This window comes from Acetobacter estunensis (genome assembly GCF_011516945.1).
GTDB classification, from domain to species: Bacteria; Pseudomonadota; Alphaproteobacteria; order Acetobacterales; family Acetobacteraceae; genus Acetobacter; species Acetobacter estunensis.
Genome location: NZ_WOTH01000011.1, coordinates 35,501 through 51,850, shown reverse-complemented (window position 1 = coordinate 51,850; position 16,350 = coordinate 35,501). Strand labels below are relative to the sequence as shown.

General features: G+C 61.5%; 14 protein-coding genes. 11 read left to right on the top strand and 3 right to left on the bottom strand.

The features are described 5' to 3' along the window. Positions 1-3 precede the first annotated feature (3 nt). Both GOB87_RS07360 and GOB87_RS07355 read left to right on the top strand, forming a co-directional pair. The gene (locus GOB87_RS07360; protein WP_166314440.1) at positions 4-1,032 is read left to right on the top strand and encodes a sulfate ABC transporter substrate-binding protein; all 1,029 of its coding nucleotides are present in this window, start codon (positions 4-6) and stop codon (positions 1,030-1,032) included. Positions 1,033-1,274: 242 nt separating this feature from the next. Further along, a complete protein-coding gene (locus tag GOB87_RS07355; RefSeq protein ID WP_242006226.1) occupies positions 1,275-3,086 on the top strand; it encodes a superinfection immunity protein in 1,812 nt (603 codons plus the stop codon). 47 nt (positions 3,087-3,133) lie between these two features. Here the strand turns inward: GOB87_RS07355 and GOB87_RS07350 are convergent, their stop codons facing one another. Next, a complete protein-coding gene (locus tag GOB87_RS07350; RefSeq protein WP_166314437.1) occupies positions 3,134-3,508 on the bottom strand; it encodes a hypothetical protein in 375 nt (124 codons plus the stop codon). Between the two features lie 180 nt (positions 3,509-3,688). Between GOB87_RS07350 and GOB87_RS07345 the strand changes: the two genes are divergently transcribed. Then, positions 3,689-5,215, top strand: coding sequence for an alpha/beta hydrolase family protein (locus GOB87_RS07345; protein WP_166314434.1), 1,527 nt, complete (start codon positions 3,689-3,691; stop codon positions 5,213-5,215). Positions 5,216-5,225: 10 nt separating this feature from the next. On the opposite strand, the gene GOB87_RS07340 is transcribed toward GOB87_RS07345, so the two are convergent. Further along, the gene (locus GOB87_RS07340) at positions 5,226-6,329 is read right to left on the bottom strand and encodes an alpha/beta fold hydrolase (RefSeq protein ID WP_242006225.1); all 1,104 of its coding nucleotides are present in this window, start codon (positions 6,327-6,329) and stop codon (positions 5,226-5,228) included. A gap of 93 nt (positions 6,330-6,422) precedes the next feature. On the opposite strand from GOB87_RS07340, the gene GOB87_RS07335 reads away from it, so the two are divergent. From GOB87_RS07335 to GOB87_RS07300, 8 genes are all read left to right on the top strand, one after another. After that, entirely contained in the window at positions 6,423-6,638 is a 216-nt protein-coding gene (locus GOB87_RS07335; RefSeq protein WP_166314428.1) for a zinc-finger domain-containing protein, read from the top strand. Positions 6,639-6,662: 24 nt separating this feature from the next. Beyond that, positions 6,663-9,449, top strand: coding sequence for a DNA polymerase I (gene polA, locus GOB87_RS07330; protein ID WP_166314425.1), 2,787 nt, complete (start codon positions 6,663-6,665; stop codon positions 9,447-9,449). Positions 9,450-9,452: 3 nt separating this feature from the next. Further along, entirely contained in the window at positions 9,453-10,094 is a 642-nt protein-coding gene (locus GOB87_RS07325; RefSeq protein ID WP_166314422.1) for an SCO family protein, read from the top strand. A 3-nt stretch (positions 10,095-10,097) separates the two neighbouring features. After that, a complete protein-coding gene (locus GOB87_RS07320; protein WP_166314419.1) occupies positions 10,098-11,762 on the top strand; it encodes an ABC transporter substrate-binding protein in 1,665 nt (554 codons plus the stop codon). A 93-nt stretch (positions 11,763-11,855) separates the two neighbouring features. Next, positions 11,856-12,854, top strand: a complete 999-nt coding sequence (locus tag GOB87_RS07315; protein ID WP_166314416.1) for an ABC transporter permease — start codon at positions 11,856-11,858, stop codon at positions 12,852-12,854. Continuing rightward, positions 12,854-13,828: an ABC transporter permease gene (locus tag GOB87_RS07310; RefSeq protein ID WP_166314413.1), complete on the top strand. Its 975-nt coding sequence runs from the start codon at positions 12,854-12,856 to the stop codon at positions 13,826-13,828. Before GOB87_RS07315 ends, GOB87_RS07310 begins: the two co-directional genes overlap by 1 nt. Next, positions 13,818-14,831 carry an ABC transporter ATP-binding protein gene (locus GOB87_RS07305; protein ID WP_166314410.1) on the top strand — a complete coding sequence of 338 codons (1,014 nt, stop codon included), beginning with the start codon at positions 13,818-13,820 and terminating at the stop codon, positions 14,829-14,831. The genes GOB87_RS07310 and GOB87_RS07305 overlap by 11 nt, the downstream gene beginning before the upstream one ends. Continuing rightward, a complete protein-coding gene (locus GOB87_RS07300) occupies positions 14,828-15,799 on the top strand; it encodes an ABC transporter ATP-binding protein (protein WP_166314407.1) in 972 nt (323 codons plus the stop codon). Before GOB87_RS07305 ends, GOB87_RS07300 begins: the two co-directional genes overlap by 4 nt. Positions 15,800-15,832: 33 nt before the next feature. On the opposite strand, the gene GOB87_RS07295 is transcribed toward GOB87_RS07300, so the two are convergent. Continuing rightward, positions 15,833-16,285, bottom strand: a complete 453-nt coding sequence (locus tag GOB87_RS07295) for an RrF2 family transcriptional regulator (protein WP_166314404.1) — start codon at positions 16,283-16,285, stop codon at positions 15,833-15,835. Positions 16,286-16,350: the final 65 nt, after the last annotated feature.

Below are 16,350 nucleotides of genomic sequence, written 5' to 3'. Positions count from 1 at the left end.
GATATGACGAATGATTTTACCTTCAGCCGCCGCAGCCTTCTCAAAGGCAGCGCCGCCGCAGGCGTGGCTACCCTTCTCGGCGCTCGCGCGGCACAGGCTGCAAGCTACAACCTGTTCAACGTGTCCTATGACCCGACACGCGAACTCTATGCCGAGATCGACAGGCTTTTTCCGGCCACATGGGCGAAGGACCATGCCGAAGACCGTGTGCTGGTTCGCACCTCTCACGGCGGTTCCGGCGCTCAGGCCCGCTCCGTTCTGGAAGGCGCACCTGCCGACGTGGTGACGCTGGGCTTGGCCTACGACATCGACATCCTTGCCCAGCACGGGCTTGTCGCGACGGACTGGCAGAGCCGACTTCCACACAATTCCACGCCGTTCACCAGCACGATCGTCTTCCTCGTCCGCAAGGGCAACCCGAAAAATATCCATGACTGGCCGGATCTGATCCGCGACGATGTTTCACTCATCACACCCAATCCAAAAACATCCGGAGGTGCGCGCTGGAACTATCTCGCGGCATGGGGCTGGGCTTTGAAAGCACATGGCAACTCCGAAGACGCTGCCAAGGACTATCTCAAATCCCTTTTCCAACACGTTCCCGTTCTGGATACGGGCGCGCGCGGTGCCACCAACTCTTTCGTGCAGAGGCATTTGGGCGACGTTCTGCTGGCATGGGAAAACGAAGCACTCATGGCCATCAATGACATCGGCGCAAACGAGTTCGACATTGTCGTGCCTTCACTGAGCATTCTTGCCGAACCACCGGTTTCCATCGTGGACAAGAATGTGAAAGCCCACGGCACGGAGGCCATCGCCACGGCCTATACGCAGTTCCTCTTCGCACCTGCAGCACAGGCTGTCGGCGCGAAGCACTATTTCCGCCCCGTCGATGCTGGCGTGCTGGCCGCCCACGCCTCCGTGTTTCCCAAGGTGAACACATTCGACATCGCCAGTCTCGGCGGCTGGCAGACCGTTCAGAAAAAACACTTCGCCGATGGCGGAATTTTCGATCAGCTCTACAAAAGCTGATCTCCACATCCTTCTACACCATGGCCTTCAGGCTCCGCTCCATCAGGAACGGAGCCTGTCGTTCTTGCAACCGCCACACTCCTTTCGCGTTTCCCCTGCGCATGACAATCCCCGCTCCTTTGGGCTAGCCTGCGGAAAACACAGAGGAAACCTGCCTGATGCTGCGTGGCGCTCCCCCGAGACCCCTGTTTTCGATCTCTCTTGGCATGGCCTGTGCCCTGCTTTTCGGCATTTCACCCGTCATGGCACAGACAGATCAAAGCGTGCCTCCTCTGGCGCATGGCGAGATCGGAGACCGCACATATCTCGATGTCGCGGCATCAGGACTGAAAGCCAGCATCGACCTCAGGCAGCTTCCCGACTGCCAAGGCGAAACCCTACTGGATGAAGGCGACAGCTCCCGACGTGGAGCGTGCCGTATGGCGGTGCTGCGGCTGGAAGACACGACACACCCGGCCTCCACCCCTTACGAGATTCGCCTCACCCCCTACAGCGCAGACGGTTCGGACGCGCGCGATCTCCAGCTTGACCTGCGCAGACTGGATGCAAAAGCCGCTCTCCCACAGGCCATCGTCTCGGTCTTCACTGGAGGCGCGCATTGCTGCACCCTGCTCTCCATTCTCGGTCGCACGCCCGAGGGCGCGAACTGGACGCACACAGCAACACCAGAACTGAGCGGTGAAGGTCCACCGCTGTTCACCGATGTGGACGGTGACGGCACGCCGGAAATCGTCACGCAGGACGAGAGCTTTCTCTACGTCTTTGCCTCCCACGCCGGCTCATGGCCACCAGCCATAATCTACCGTTACAGCGGTGGTCGCCTGATCGACGTCACGCGCGACGCGGCCTCACGCCCGTGGCTGGAAACCGATCTCAAGCGCAACGAAGGTTTCTGGCAGAAAGAGCAGAGCGGCAACGAGCCCAATGGTTTTCTCGCTTACTATGTGGCGACAAAAGCCGAACTGGGACAACTTTCGCAAGCATGGGACTACATGAAAGCCCATCAGTCCCATGAGGAAGATCCGGCCTTTTCGGTCTCGCTCTGCACACTGATAGGGCGACAGGATGCGCTGTGCACACAGGACGAGCGGGCGCCGCTTCCTTTTCCGCAAGGGCTGGCCGGCTTTCTCGTCTCGCGGAGCTATGTCACAGGCGACGAAATGCTGAAGGTGGCACCGGATGCCGAGGCCGCCATCCGCGCCGCGACATGGTACCGTCCCGATTTTTCCTGTCTGAACCTGCCGAAAAAGAACGGCGTCGCCGCCATGCTGTGCGCCAACAGCGATGCGGCACAGCACGAACTCCAGTTCGATCAGGTCTATTACGCACTGCGTCAGACTGTCGGCCCCGATGGATGGAAAACGCTAAAGCAGGAGGTCATCACAGCCGAGAACGATCTTGACCGCGAATGCGGCCTTCCCATCCCCGGTGCGGACGACCAGAGCCTGCCGCCCAATGGCGCGGCCTGCTACATCGAAGGCATGGATCGTCTGACACAGACATACCGCGCCCGTCTGTCCGGAGCTGCACTTGAGGAATCCCTACGCCCGCTCGACCGGCATATCGCCCTGCAAACCCGCCTGATGCAACTTGGCTACCTGCCAAAAGTTTCACCTGCTGACGGCGTATATGGAGAGTCCACACGGGCTGCGATTCTTGCGTGGAAAAAAGACACCGGCCGCCCTGAGGACACCGCTTTCCTCTCGGACGCCGATGCGCAGGCTCTGCTGCCCGCGCCTTCCACTCCGGCAGCCAGCACGATATCGCCCACTGAAACCGCCAGTCCCACGGCACCGGAAACTGAAGCAAGCGTTGCTTCCGCCACGACAAGCCACACCCTTCTGGGCATGAGCGTCGGTTTCGCGCTGTTTATTCTGGCAATCGGCACAGGCATCTATCTCGTGCCGTTTTTCGTGGCCTGTCTGCGCAATACTCCGCGCAAGCTCACGGTGTTTCTGGTCAATTTCTTTCTGGGATGGACCATTCTCGGCTGGGTAGCCGCTCTTGTCCTCGCACTGTCCGTCGAGACACGCCCAAAAACGGACGCGAACTGAACGACCCATCTCCTCCTGTCCGGCACCCACCGGACAGGAGGACCGGATCAGAAGATTTTGTGGATCAGATCGTCCCCGATCCCAAATCCCGCGCCGGTCTCCATGGCCTGACCGAAGCTTGAGTTGAGCAGATTACCGAAAAACCCACCAGCGGGTGCGGCAGGAGCAGGTGCCGCAGCCTCCTGCTGTGGCGCGTTGCTCATTCCAGCGTGCAGCCCCTGCAACAGCGCTGTCACCTGCTGCTGTTCACCCTGAAAGGACAGCGCCACTTCCTTGAGGTCCAGCAACCATTCACGCGCCTGCGCATCGCCACCGTTTGCCGCCGCCTGCAACTTGTTGCCCAGTGTCTGAAGTGCCTGCACGGTCTGCTGTGCCTGTGCCTGCAACTGGCCAAAACTCTGGTCGATCACCTGCATGTCCATGTGCCGCCCTTTCCTGTTCTCGCTATAACAAAGGCGAAACCATCTTGCGGTTCGCCTCGTTCCGCCTGCCTATCACAGCTCCGTCATCAGCGGTATGTCGTGCAGAAAAACACGACTTCTCATTCTTTCAACCATTGGCGCTCTATGCTTTGCGGCATGAGAAAGAGGAGAATGTGGAACATGCGCCGGGACATCCTTCACGGCGGAGCCGCTCTGGCCCTCGGCCTGTCCATCATGACGCCGCTATGGGCGGTGCCACCCGCCCCCGTCTCCACGCATGTCGGCACTATCCCCGGACAGAACGCGGTGGTGGATGAGCAGGTTTTCCGCCTTCCCGCAGCCGATGGCACAATTCTCGAAGCCACACTCCTGCTACCTCGCACACCGCCACCGCATCCTCTTGCCGTCGTCAGTGGGGGTGCTACGGCCATTTCCAGAACTCATCGCGGCAAGCGGGATGGTTACAGCTACCTTGCCGGTTATTTCCTTGCACGCGGCTACGCCGTTCTCCGCCCCATGCTGCGCGGCTTTGCGGAATCGGAAGGAGAACTCATCGGACATGGCTGCGACTTTGCGCAAACGGCGCAGGACAACGCCCGTGACATCCGTGCCGTGGCAGAAGCCGTCGCACAATTACCCGGCATGGATCCGGCCCACATCGTCACGGCAGGCATGAGCTTTGGCGGATGGACCCAAATGGCCATGGGTACGGCTCCGCTGCCCGGAACAAAGGCGCAGTTGCTGTTCTTCCCACTGATGCACAGTTCAGCCTGCCGCAACGATAACGCGAGCCTGCTCTCAGGAGCGCGGGAGTTTGGAGAAGCCTCATCCCTCCCTACTCTGTGGGTTCAGGGAGACAACGACTCACTGGCCCCCACATCTCTATGGAAAAGCATGTTTGCGGCCTATCACGAAGGCAATCCAAATGCCCGACTGGTGGATGTGCCGCCTTTTCTCAATGACGCCCACGCCATGCTGGACGATCCGGATGGTCTCACACCATGGATGGCGCAGGCGGACAGCCTTCTGAAGTCCGTAGGCCTACCCAGCCAGATTATAATGCCGTCCTATCTCCCGCTTATGGCACCTCCCGCCTCGGGCTACGCGGCACTCAACGATATCAGTCGGCTGCCGGTCCACAGCGACACTCTACGGAACGGTTATCGCAAGTTCCTGCAACAGGACCTTCCACGCGCTTTTGTCGTGGGGGACAATGCCGTCAGCATCGGCGGCACGGGACACACAGTCGATCCCATTGGGCAGGCCCTGTCCGCCTGCAAGAAGGTCACGACCAACTGCCACCTCTATGCCTACGACAACCGCGTGGTCTGGCAGGGAGGACCAGTCCCGGCGTACCCCCAGCCATCGCCTGAAAAACAGACCATCACCATCCCAACCGGCAAAACCGTCTCGATTTTCTATTCCGCCTCCGATGAAAATTGCGTGGCCCGCTACATCCCGCAAATCCATCTCGTGCAGAAACCTCTCCATGGCACCCTGATGCTTGCCGCCTCCGCTCAGGGGCGTCCACATTACGCTCAGGGACCGCTCGTGAAATGCAACGGAACCATCCTTAAAGGTGCAGGAATGCGTTATCGCCCTGACACCGGTTTCCATGGCACGGATACAGTCGTGCTCACAAAACAGGTCAGCGCCGACCCGCACGATCTCCCACAAACGCTGTCTTATTCGTTTGTAAGCCCGTGATGCCGGGCCATTACGGCGTCAGCCAATCCATCTGTGCGGGCAGGATGGCAAGCGGCTCCGGATAAACCAGTTCTTCCCCATGCAGGGCTGTCCATGTTCCCGCCGCCACATCGCCCCCTGAAGGCAATGGCGCGTCCGCATCCTTCATCCATGCCAGAATATCGTCCGCCACCTGCGCGCCGTCGCGCTCCCGCAGCAACAGATGGTGTCCACCCGGGATGACATCCCGCCGCACGGAAGTCGGCAGACGCTCCCATACCGGCATCATCTCCCGTTCCGGCACAAGCTGATCGCGGTCTCCATAAACCAGCAATGTGGGCTTCACCTGCTGCCCGGCACTTGCCGCGGCACGGTTCATCAGATCCATCAGCCCCCGGAGCGCAACCAGTCGCGTTGTGTGTAGGGTCAACGGGTCATAATAGAGGCGGCGCAGAGCTGCGATATTGTTGGACGCCACAACATGCACGGGCAACTCGCGTCCGCTCACGCGCGCCTCCGGTGCAATGGCCGCCATCAACCGCAGAGGAAAATCCACACCCGGTCCCACATGCCACACGGCGGGCGCAAGCAGGATCACGCCTGCCATCGGCGGCGTAGCGGCATCTGTCGCCGCCAGCATGGCCACCGCCCCGCCCATGCTTTCGCCCATCATCCACACGGGCACACCCGGATGTTCGATGTGCAAAAGAGTCAACTCCTCCTGCACGTCGCGCACCATCCGCGCAGTCCCCGCCCAATGGCTCCGGTCCGGCGCCCGTCCGAACCCGCGCAGGTCTGGAGCGACGAGCGTATAACCCTGCGCAGAAAAACGCGGAGCCGGGATTTCCCACGCATCGCGGCTGTCGTTGAACCCATGCAGGGCAAGGATGACACCTTTCTCCTTGCCCACAGCCGGCCAGACACGCAGCGGAATCCGCGCGCCATCCGAAAGCACGACCACCCGGTCCGGCGGCACCAGCCGCGCGTCCTCGGCATGACGCACGGGCACAGGAATGACCGGCTCCCGCGCGCATCCCCCAAGAAGACCCATCATCGCCAGTGCGGCAACGCCACCAATTTTCCGCCAACCGGACAACCCGCCGGACAAAAGGACGTGGGGATGGTTTGAACTCATGGCATTCCTGCGTATCATTGCGGCATTGATCCGGCCAGACGGGGCGGCCCTGCCCGCACGCCTGCGCTCTCTCTTGCCGACAGGATTTCGCCCATGCTCATCCAGCCCACGAACCCGACCCCACAACCGCAGCTCGGTCATGTCGAGACGGTCATCGTGCAGTCGCGCAAGCTTTCGTGCGACGGAGGTCTTGGTGCGCTCGGGCATCCCAAGGTATGGCTGAAGATCGGCGATCATCAGACGTTCTGCCCCTACTGCTCACGCCTGTTCGTCCTCGACCCGAACGCCACCACCGACACCACTCACTGAACACTTTAAGGACCGATTGACTTCATGAGCGATACGGGCGCGCCCCACCTCGTCCTGGTGGACGGCAGCGGTTTCATCTTCCGGGCCTTTCACGCCCTTCCGCCCATGAGCAGTCCCGAAGGGGTGCCGGTCAACGCGGTTTATGGCTTCAGCAACATGCTCACGCGCTTGATGCGCGAGCATGTCGGCACGCATCTGGCTGTCATTTTCGACGCAGGACGCATTACGTTCCGCAACGAGATTTACCCGCGCTACAAGGCCCATCGTCCGGAAGTGCCCGAAGACCTGCGCCCGCAATTCGCGCTGATCCGCGAAGCGACGGCGGCATTCGGTGTGCCGGGGATCGAACTCGACGGGTTCGAAGCGGACGATCTGATCGCCAGCTACGCGCAGTCTATCTGCACCAATGGCGGCCACTGCACCATTGTCTCTTCCGACAAGGACCTGATGCAGCTTGTCGGCCCCTGCGTGGAAATGATGGACCCCATCAAGCAGAAACCCATCGGTCCGGCTGAGGTAGAAGCCAAGTTCGGCGTGCCGCCCGATCATGTGATCGATGTGCAGGCGCTCATGGGGGACGCCACCGACAACGTACCGGGCGTGCCGGGCATCGGCCCGAAAACGGCCTCGGCTTTCGTGAACGAATTCGGCTCACTGGAAGCCGTTCTGGATGCCGCCCCGTCCATGAAGGCGTCCAAGCGCCGCGACGCGCTGATCGAACATGCGGACGATGCACGCATCTCGCTCAAACTGGTCACGCTGAAAAACGACATCCCCCTGCCCGTGCCCGTCAACGATCTGGCCGTGCAGGAGCCGGACATGCTGGTGCTGGGCGACTGGCTCGACCGCATGGGCTTCCGCTCAATCCGCCACCGCTTCGGACTGGGGGACGGTCTGCCTCTCGCCCGCGCCACGGCTCAGGCCGCCGCGCGGGCAGCGGCCCTGAACAACGAGAATGTGGCCGCACCCGACTCAGAGCCTGCCCGCGTGCCTTACGGGCCGTATGAAATCGTCACGCGCACCGAGACGTTGCAGGCATGGGTGAATGAGGCGCGAAAAGCCGGCGTCGTGGCCGTGGACACGGAAACGGACGGACTCGACCCGCTGCGCGCCCAGATGGTCGGTTTCTCGCTAACGACCGCTCCCGGCCGTGCCTGCTATGTGCCGCTGCGTCATGAAGGCACGCTGGACGCGCCTGTGCCGGAACAGATCCCGGTTGCGCAGGCCATCGCCACTCTGGAGCCGCTGTTCACCGACGCCTCCGTTCTGAAAGTTTTCCAGAACGCCAAGTTCGATCTGCTCGTTCTGCGCAAAGCGGGCGCAGGCGCGATCGCGCCCATCGACGACACGATGCTGATCTCCTACGCCCAGTCTGCCGGTGAGCACGGACAAGGCATGGACGAACTCTCCAAGCTGCATCTCGGCCACACACCCATTTCCTATGACGACGTGACCGGAACGGGCCGCAAGCGCATCCCCTTCGCGCAGGTTCCACTGGACCGCGCCGCCGAATACGCCGCCGAGGACACGGACGTGACCCTGCGACTGTGGCAGGTGCTGCACCCCACTTTGCGCACGAACAAGGCGCTGGCTTTGTATGAAGAAATGGAGCGCCCGCTGGTCGAGGTGCTGGCGAGCATGGAGCAGCTTGGCATCCGTGTGGACGCCACCGAACTCAAGCGTCTGTCCGATACGTTCGAGACGCAGATGAGCGTAATTGAGCGTGAGTTGCACCAGTTGGCGGGGCGGGAGTTCAACGTCGGTTCCCCCAAGCAGCTTGGCGAAATCCTCTTCGATGAAATGAGCCTGCCCGGTGGCAAGCGCGGCAAGGCGGGCGCGTGGGGCACGGATTCCTCCGTGTTGCAGGATCTGGCCGATCAGGGCCACGAACTGCCCGCGCGCATTCTTGCATGGCGACAGCTTTCCAAGCTGAAAAGCACTTACACAGACGCACTTTTGCGCCAAATGGACCCTGGAACGGGGCGCGTGCACACCTCCTTCCAGATGGCGGTGACCAGCACGGGGCGTCTGTCCTCCAACGAGCCGAACCTGCAGAACATCCCTGTCCGTACACAGGAAGGCGCGCAGATCCGCCGCTGTTTCATTCCAGCCGAGGGAAAAGTGCTGCTTTCGGCGGATTACTCGCAGATCGAACTGCGGTTGCTTTCCGCTGTGGCGGACGTCCCCACCCTGCGCGAAGCTTTCGCCCACGGAGAGGACATTCACGCCCGCACGGCAGCGGACGTGTTCAACATCCCCCAAGAGGGCATGGACCCGCTAACGCGCCGTCGCGCCAAAGCCATCAATTTCGGCATCATCTACGGCATCTCGGCCTTCGGACTGGCCAAACAGCTTGGTGTGTCGATGGGAGAGGCCCGCGCCTATATCGACGCTTACTTCGCGCGCTATCCCGGCATCCGGGATTACATGGAAGAGCGCAAGCTGGAAGCCAAGCAGCACGGCTATGTCACCACGCCGTTCGGACGTCGCTGCTTCGTGCCGGGCATCAACGCCCGCAACGCCGCCCAGCGCTCCTACGCCGAACGACAGGCCATCAACGCACCGCTCCAAGGCGGTGCGGCTGACATCATCAAACGCGCCATGGTGCGTCTGCCCCATGAACTGAAACGCGCGAAACTCGACGCCGACATGCTATTGCAGGTGCATGACGAACTTCTGTTCGAGGTCGGCGCCGATCAGGCGGAGGCAACAGCAGCCCTCGTCAAGCGCGTGATGGAAGACGCGGCGGAACTGAGCGTCCCGCTTGTGGTGGAAACAGGGATCGGCGCCAACTGGGCAGAGGCACACTGAACAATGACAGACACACAGACGCCCAAACCCGCCGGACAGGCCGCAAAACGTCGCATGCTCACGGGCGCCGTGCTCGCGCTTGCACTGGCAGCGGGCTATGGCGCGTACAAAGCCTCCGAATCCATGGGGCCTATGGTGGGTTCCAACGGCAACGAGATCGGCGGCCGGTTCCGGCTGATGGATTCATCGGACGGCACCATGACCGACACCAGCTTTCGCGGACGTTGGATGCTGGTGCTCTTCGGCGCCACGCATTGCGTGGACAACGCCTGCGACAAGACGCTGATGCAGTTGAGCCGCGCAATCAACGCCGTGGATCCGGGTGGCAAGGCCTTTGCGCCGATCTTCGTCAGCCTCGATCCGCAACGCGATCAGTCCTCCGAACTGCGGCAATATGCCCTGAAGTTCCCGGCAAAGATCATAGCGGGCACCGGTGCGCCCGCCACACTGGACGCCGTGGCGAAGGAGTTTCACGCCCCCATCGAGAAACGTCCCGATCCTGTGTGGGAATATGCCTACGTGATGTCGCCCCAGATCGTCATCATGGATCCGCAGGGTCATTATGCGGGAACCCTGTCCTCGGCTGCGGAAGAGCCGGAGATGGAAACACGCCTGCGCAGCCTGCTCGCAGGACCGCATTCCTGATCCATGCAGCAGGGTAGGATTCTTTTCCTCACAGGATTACTTGCGGCCACCTGCGCCCACGCTGATACGCCTGCTCCTCCCTCTCCGGGAGGCGTGCTGCGACTGGCTGGCACAACGTCGGCCGGCACGCTCGACCCTCAGATCAGCTACATGCACGTCACGTATCAGGTCGAAGCGATCGTCTATGACGGTTTAACGACGTTTCCGAAAACGCCCGGCCCCGCCGACAGACACGCCATCCCCGATCTGGCGGACGCCATTCCGACCCCGCAGGACAATGGGCTGACCTATCGCTTTCATCTGCGTCCCGGCATCCGCTTTTCAAACGGACATCCGGTGACAGCCGAAGACGTGGCCGCCTCCATGCGGCGACTGTTTCGCGTCAACAGCCCAACGGCCGGTCCGTATTATAGCCATATCGTGGGCGGTGATGCCTGCCTGCGTGATCCGGAACACTGCACGCTCGCCGGCGGCGTAATCGCGGACAATGCAACGGGCACCGTGACATTTCACCTCACCCATCCAGACTCCGAGTTCATGGACAGGCTGGCGTTCCAGCACGCCTCCATCCTGCCTGCGGACACGCCGGCGCATGACATGGGCAACACCGCGCCCATCGGAACCGGTCCCTATCGCATCGTTTCCTATGAGCCGACCTCTTCGATGGTGCTGGAGCGTAATCCCTATTTCCAGCAATGGGATGCGGAAGCCCAACCTGCGGGCTATCCCGACAGTATCCACTACACCTTCGGATTGGACCCGGAATCCGAAGTGACAGCGGTGGAGAACGGACAGTTCGACTGGATGGAAGGCGTGCCACTCGACCGGCAGGCGGAAGTGGGCCGACGTTTTGCGCCACAGGTGCGCATCACGGACTCACTCAACGTGTTCTACGCCGCGCTGAATGTGAACGAACCGCCCTTCAACAATCTCCTCGCCCGACAGGCTCTGAACTACGCCGTCAACCGAAAGGCCATCGTGATCTATGGCGGCGGCCCCACCGTCTCCGTGCCCGCCTGCCAGATGCTCCCGCAAGGCTCACCCGGATTCGAGCCGTCCTGCCTCTACACAAAAGGCGCCACATTCGAACATCCCGCGCAACAATGGCAGGCGCCCGATCTGGAAAAAGCCCGTGACCTTATCCGGCGCAGCGGCACAGCCGGACAGCATGTGACCATCATCGCCCCCTCGGCTGCCGGTCACTCAGCGGTTGCCACCGATCTGCGCGACACGCTGACGGATCTTGGTTACATCGCCTCTGTGCGCACGATTTCTCCCGTCGCCGAATTTGCCTACATCCAGAACAGCGATAACAAAATTCAGATCGGCCTGACCGGCTGGAGCGCGGATTATCCGGCGGCGTCCTCTTTCCTGCAAACGCTGTTCTCCTGCGCGACCTTCGTGCCGCATTCGGATAATTCCGTGAATATCTCGCAGTTCTGCAACCACGATATCGACGCACTCATGCAACGCGCCGCCACCGTTGCGGTGACCGACCGCGCGGCGGGTGACACGCTCTGGGCCGAGGTTTCACGCCGCCTGATGGAACAGGCCCCCGCCGTACCATTGGATCAGGCCCGTAGCGTCTCGCTTCTGTCCAACCGTGTAAAAAGTGATGTCGCAACCGCGATCTATGGCGCGGTGTTCTCGCAGTTCCGGGTGCGCTGACCCCATGAACCGCATCTTTCCGTCTGCCTCCGTATCACACGGTATTCGAAAAAACGTCCGACCCTACGGTATCCTTTCCGGTTCGCCTCGAGCATGACAGGCGCAGCATCTCCAGCCGGTCCATGGCGTCGCGCCCGTCAAAGGGTTTTTGCCAGTCGGTCCGCCATGGCATCACTTGCCCTTCTGGCCTGTATGGCGACAGCCAGCCTGTGCGCGCCCTTCTATGCCCGCGACATTGCGCACACAGACCCATTTCGTTCGAATGTGGCCGGAAGTTTCACGCTCGATGGCCAACAGATCGACATCATGCAGCCCGATGACAATCCGCTGCATCTCGGCCTCAGCCCGGTCGGCCCGACATGGCGCGCGCCCTTCTTTCTTGGCGCGGACAGTCAGGGGCGCGATGTCGCGGCACGCTTGCTCTATGGCGGTCGCAACTCCCTGCTGATTGCCTTCTTCGCCGCCGCACTGTGCATGATCCTTTCCGCCACGGTCGGAATCTTCGCCGGTTTCTTCGGCGGTGTTCTGGACATGGTGCTTTCGCGCATCATGGACATCATGTGGGCCGTGCCGGTCTATCTGTTCGCCATCTCGCTCTCCATCGTTACCATTGCTCAAGGGCTGAAGATCGGTCCCTTCACCATCGCGTCCGACAATCTGCTTCTGCCCATCTTCATCATCGCGCTGGTCTATATCCCCTACGCCGCGCGCGTGGTGCGCGGGCGCGTGATGACGTTGCGCAACGCCGAATTCGTGTTGGCCGCCCGCAGTCTTGGCGTGCCGCGTTTTCGCATCCTTATGGTGGACATTCTGCCCAATGTGACCGGCTCGCTCGTAGCCTTGGCGCCCCTGCTCACGGCGCTTGCCCTGCTCACGGAATCCGCGCTGTCGTTTCTCTCCATCGGTGTGCAGGCACCTGCCGCCTCATGGGGCACCATCATTCAGGATGGCGAAGGGCTGATCTACACACGCCCGATGGTCGCCATGGCCCCCGGTCTTGCCATCGTGCTGGTGGTTCTGGCGCTCAACGTGCTGGGCGACACATTGCGTGACGCACTGGATGTGCGGGATTCACGCAGGGAGAACGGCTGATGCTGCTCGTCCTGCTCAAGCGCCTTGGCCAGACCGTGTTCGTGCTGTTCGGCATTTCCGTGATGGTGTTTCTCGTCTTCCTCGCCACGCCCGGTACGGACCCAACATCGCGCATCGCGGGCAAGAACGCCTCCCCACAGACCATCGAGCGCGTGCGGCACGAATACGGCTTCGACCGACCGCTGCCCGTGCAATACGCCACCATGATGAAAAAGCTCTTCATCACGCAAGACCTCGCCTCCTACGCCAATCGCGGCGAACTGGTGGTGCCGGAACTGGCGAAAGCCGCACCCATCACCCTCTCGCTGGCCGCAGGTGCTGCCGTGATCTGGGTGAGCGTCTCGATCTGCATGGGCACGGTAGCGGCGGCTTTTCGCAACACATGGATTGATCGCACGCTGATGATGATCGGGCTGGTGGGTCTCTCCATCCCCGTGTTCTGGCTTGGACAAGTCGCCAATCTCATCACGCAGGCGCGTTTCCATGACACATGGCTGTTCTCATGGGTGCCGGGTCCGGGCTACATCCCGTTTTCTGAAAGTCCCTTGGGCTGGTTTCGTGCACTGGTAATCCCATGGTGCACACTCGCCGTGCTGTTCATTGGACTCTACGCCCGCATCCTCCGCGCCGATCTCGTGTCCGTCATGGACGAGGACTTCATGCGGACTGCGCGCGCCAAGGGATTGTCACCGCTGCGCGTGCTGCTGGTGCATGGGCTGCGGACATCCATGATTTCCTTCATCTCCATGTTCGGCATGGATTTTGCGCAACTCATCGGTGGGGGCGCGCTGCTGACAGAGGTGGTGTTCGGCCTCGGTGGTGTCGGACGACTGACCTATCAGGCGATGGGGGCACTGGATTTGCCGCTCATCATGGCGAGCGTGATGTATTCCGCCGTCTTCGTCGTGCTGGCGAACGCGCTGGTGGATGTGATCTATCTCGTTCTGGACCCGAGAGTGCGCGATGGACGCTGACATGCCTCTTCTGGATGTACGCGACCTGCGCGTGACGCTCACTGGCAGCGAAAAAGACATCACCCTTGTGGATAGCGTTTCGTTCACGGCAGGGGCCGGGGAAATTCTCGGGCTGGTGGGGGAGTCCGGCTCGGGCAAGAGTGTCACGGCACTTGCCATCATGGGGCTTCTGGACATGCCGGGGCTGGTGGTCAGCGGCTCGGTGCGCTTTCGCGGACGTGAACTGGTGGGGTTGTCCCAACGGGCGTTGCGCCATGTGCGAGGGCGCGAGATCGCGATGATCTTTCAGGATCCGATGACAGCCTTCACACCGGTTTACACCATCGGCTGGCAGATCGACGAAGCCATCCGCGCCCATGAAAAAATCAGTCGTCGAGACGCCCGCACCCGCACAGTGAAACTACTGAACGAGATGGGCGTGCCGGACCCAGAGCGCACAGCCAACCGCTACCCACATCAGCTTTCGGGGGGCTTACGCCAGCGCGCGATGATCGCCATGGCGTTGTCGTGCAACCCAGCACTACTGATCGCGGACGAACCGACCACGGCGCTGGATGTGACGGTACAGGCGCAGATTCTCGATCTTCTTCGTGGGTTACGTCATGATTACGGATCGGGCGTTCTGCTCATCACCCATGATATGGGCGTTGTGGCGGAAACCTGCGATGACGTGCTGGTGCTCTATTCCGGTCGCATGGCGGAAACAGGCCCGGCAGCCGCTCTTTTTGCACGTCCCGCGCACCCCTACACGACCGCACTTCTGGACTCCATCCCGCCCCTGACCGGCCCACGCCCGGCGCGCCTGCCCTCCATCGCGGGCGTTCCCCCCTCTCCCGCCGCGCGCCCTTCCGGTTGCGCCTTCGCTCCTCGCTGTCACTATGCACACGCAAGCTGCACCACAAAACCACCGCTCATCGTATGGGAAGAACAGGAAGTCGCGTGTGTGTTGCCCACAGAGGGCCATGCGCTGCCGCCCCGTATCACGGCGGGAGAGACGCCATGACCGAGCCGCTTCTTGTCGCGCGCAGCATCCGAAAGACGTATCGACTCAATCGGGGACAGACATTACAGGCCGTAGATGACGTTTCGCTGGAAGTGCGACCGGGCGAAGTGCTGGGGCTGGTGGGGGAATCCGGCTGCGGCAAATCCACACTTGGCCGTTGTCTGCTGCGGCTGACGGATCTGACCTCCGGCGAACTGCTCTTTGAAGGCCATGACATCTCCCGCGCCTCTGAACGCACTCTCCGTCCCTTGCGGCCACGGATGCAGATGGTGTTTCAGGATTCCTACGCCTCCCTCAACCCGGTGCGGCGTATCGGAGACCTGCTGGCGGAACCGTTGAAAATCCATCGCGATGTTCATGGCCAGCGTCGAACACGTGCCACCATCGCGGCGCGGCTGGAAGAACTGATGGACCTCGTGGGGCTGCCGGTCTCAGCACTCGCGCGCTACCCACACGAATTCTCCGGCGGTCAGCGGCAACGGATCAACATTGCCCGGGCGCTGGCCCTCTCGCCACGCCTGATCGTAGCGGATGAGCCGGTTTCAGCGCTCGATGTCTCGGTGCAGGCACAGATCGTCAACCTGTTCACGGACCTCAAGGAGCGGTTGGGGCTGACCTATGTCTTCATCGCCCACGATCTGGCGGTGGTACGACAAATCTCCACACGGGTGGCAGTGATGTATCTGGGCACCATCGTGGAGATGGGGGAAACGGACACGGTGCTGCACACACCCGCTCACCCCTACACGGCCGCACTGATCGCGGCCGTGCCGGAGCCTGTCATTCGTCTGCACGCTTCTCGCACATTGCTGCGTGGAGATGTACCCAGCCCGATCGCCCCGCCATCGGGATGCCGCTTTCACACACGTTGCCCGAAAGCGGAGGCACGCTGTGCGCAGGACGCGCCGACACTGCGGTCCTTGGGGGACGAGCGCCTCGTGGCGTGCCATTTCCCTATAGTTGGGTAATTTGGCGTGTGTTCACCGTATCCGCACGAGCGATCACACAGTCACACCGGGCGGCAACAGCGTCCGCATGATGCTCTTCTTCATCACATCGGCCAGCGTGTAACGGTCGAGCACGCCGAAAAAAGCATCATTTGCTTCCGTGAAAACGCCTCGAAGGCCACAATCGGGTAAAAGGCAGCAGGCCTGCGCGGGGGGCTTGGCTTCTTCCGCCTGGCAGGGGCCAAGAACGGTGGTCGGCTCGGTCTGACGCACGACCTCTCCAATGCGAATCTCCGCAGGAGAACGTGCCAGACGAATACCGCCATTGCGCCCGCGCGTCGTTTCCACAAAGCCGCACTGCCCCAGCTTATGGACAATCTTGACGAGGTGATTTTCGGAAATACCGTGGGCGCGCGCAATTTCGCGGGCAGATGCGAACCGGTCCGGCACGCTTGCGAGATAGATCAGCGTACGGAGAGCATAATCCGTGTGCAGGGTCAGGCGCATTGTATAAAAATAGGCACCTGTCCCATCCTTTGCCACAAGTGTTAAACGAATATCTGCATGTCACC

What these genes read in the sequence shown, in the direction of transcription:
- GOB87_RS07360 (WP_166314440.1), top strand. Translation starts at nt 4, where the DNA reads ATGACGAATGATTTTACCTTCAGCCGCCGCAGCCTTCTCAAAGGCAGC.
- GOB87_RS07355 (WP_242006226.1), top strand. Translation starts at nt 1,275, where the DNA reads ATGGCACAGACAGATCAAAGCGTGCCTCCTCTGGCGCATGGCGAGATC.
- GOB87_RS07350 (WP_166314437.1), bottom strand. Translation starts at nt 3,508, where the DNA reads ATGGACATGCAGGTGATCGACCAGAGTTTTGGCCAGTTGCAGGCACAG.
- GOB87_RS07345 (WP_166314434.1), top strand. Translation starts at nt 3,689, where the DNA reads ATGCGCCGGGACATCCTTCACGGCGGAGCCGCTCTGGCCCTCGGCCTG.
- GOB87_RS07340 (WP_242006225.1), bottom strand. Translation starts at nt 6,329, where the DNA reads ATGAGTTCAAACCATCCCCACGTCCTTTTGTCCGGCGGGTTGTCCGGT.
- GOB87_RS07335 (WP_166314428.1), top strand. Translation starts at nt 6,423, where the DNA reads ATGCTCATCCAGCCCACGAACCCGACCCCACAACCGCAGCTCGGTCAT.
- polA (WP_166314425.1), top strand. Translation starts at nt 6,663, where the DNA reads ATGAGCGATACGGGCGCGCCCCACCTCGTCCTGGTGGACGGCAGCGGT.
- GOB87_RS07325 (WP_166314422.1), top strand. Translation starts at nt 9,453, where the DNA reads ATGACAGACACACAGACGCCCAAACCCGCCGGACAGGCCGCAAAACGT.
- GOB87_RS07320 (WP_166314419.1), top strand. Translation starts at nt 10,098, where the DNA reads ATGCAGCAGGGTAGGATTCTTTTCCTCACAGGATTACTTGCGGCCACC.
- GOB87_RS07315 (WP_166314416.1), top strand. Translation starts at nt 11,856, where the DNA reads ATGACAGGCGCAGCATCTCCAGCCGGTCCATGGCGTCGCGCCCGTCAA.
- GOB87_RS07310 (WP_166314413.1), top strand. Translation starts at nt 12,854, where the DNA reads ATGCTGCTCGTCCTGCTCAAGCGCCTTGGCCAGACCGTGTTCGTGCTG.
- GOB87_RS07305 (WP_166314410.1), top strand. Translation starts at nt 13,818, where the DNA reads ATGGACGCTGACATGCCTCTTCTGGATGTACGCGACCTGCGCGTGACG.
- GOB87_RS07300 (WP_166314407.1), top strand. Translation starts at nt 14,828, where the DNA reads ATGACCGAGCCGCTTCTTGTCGCGCGCAGCATCCGAAAGACGTATCGA.
- GOB87_RS07295 (WP_166314404.1), bottom strand. Translation starts at nt 16,285, where the DNA reads ATGCGCCTGACCCTGCACACGGATTATGCTCTCCGTACGCTGATCTAT.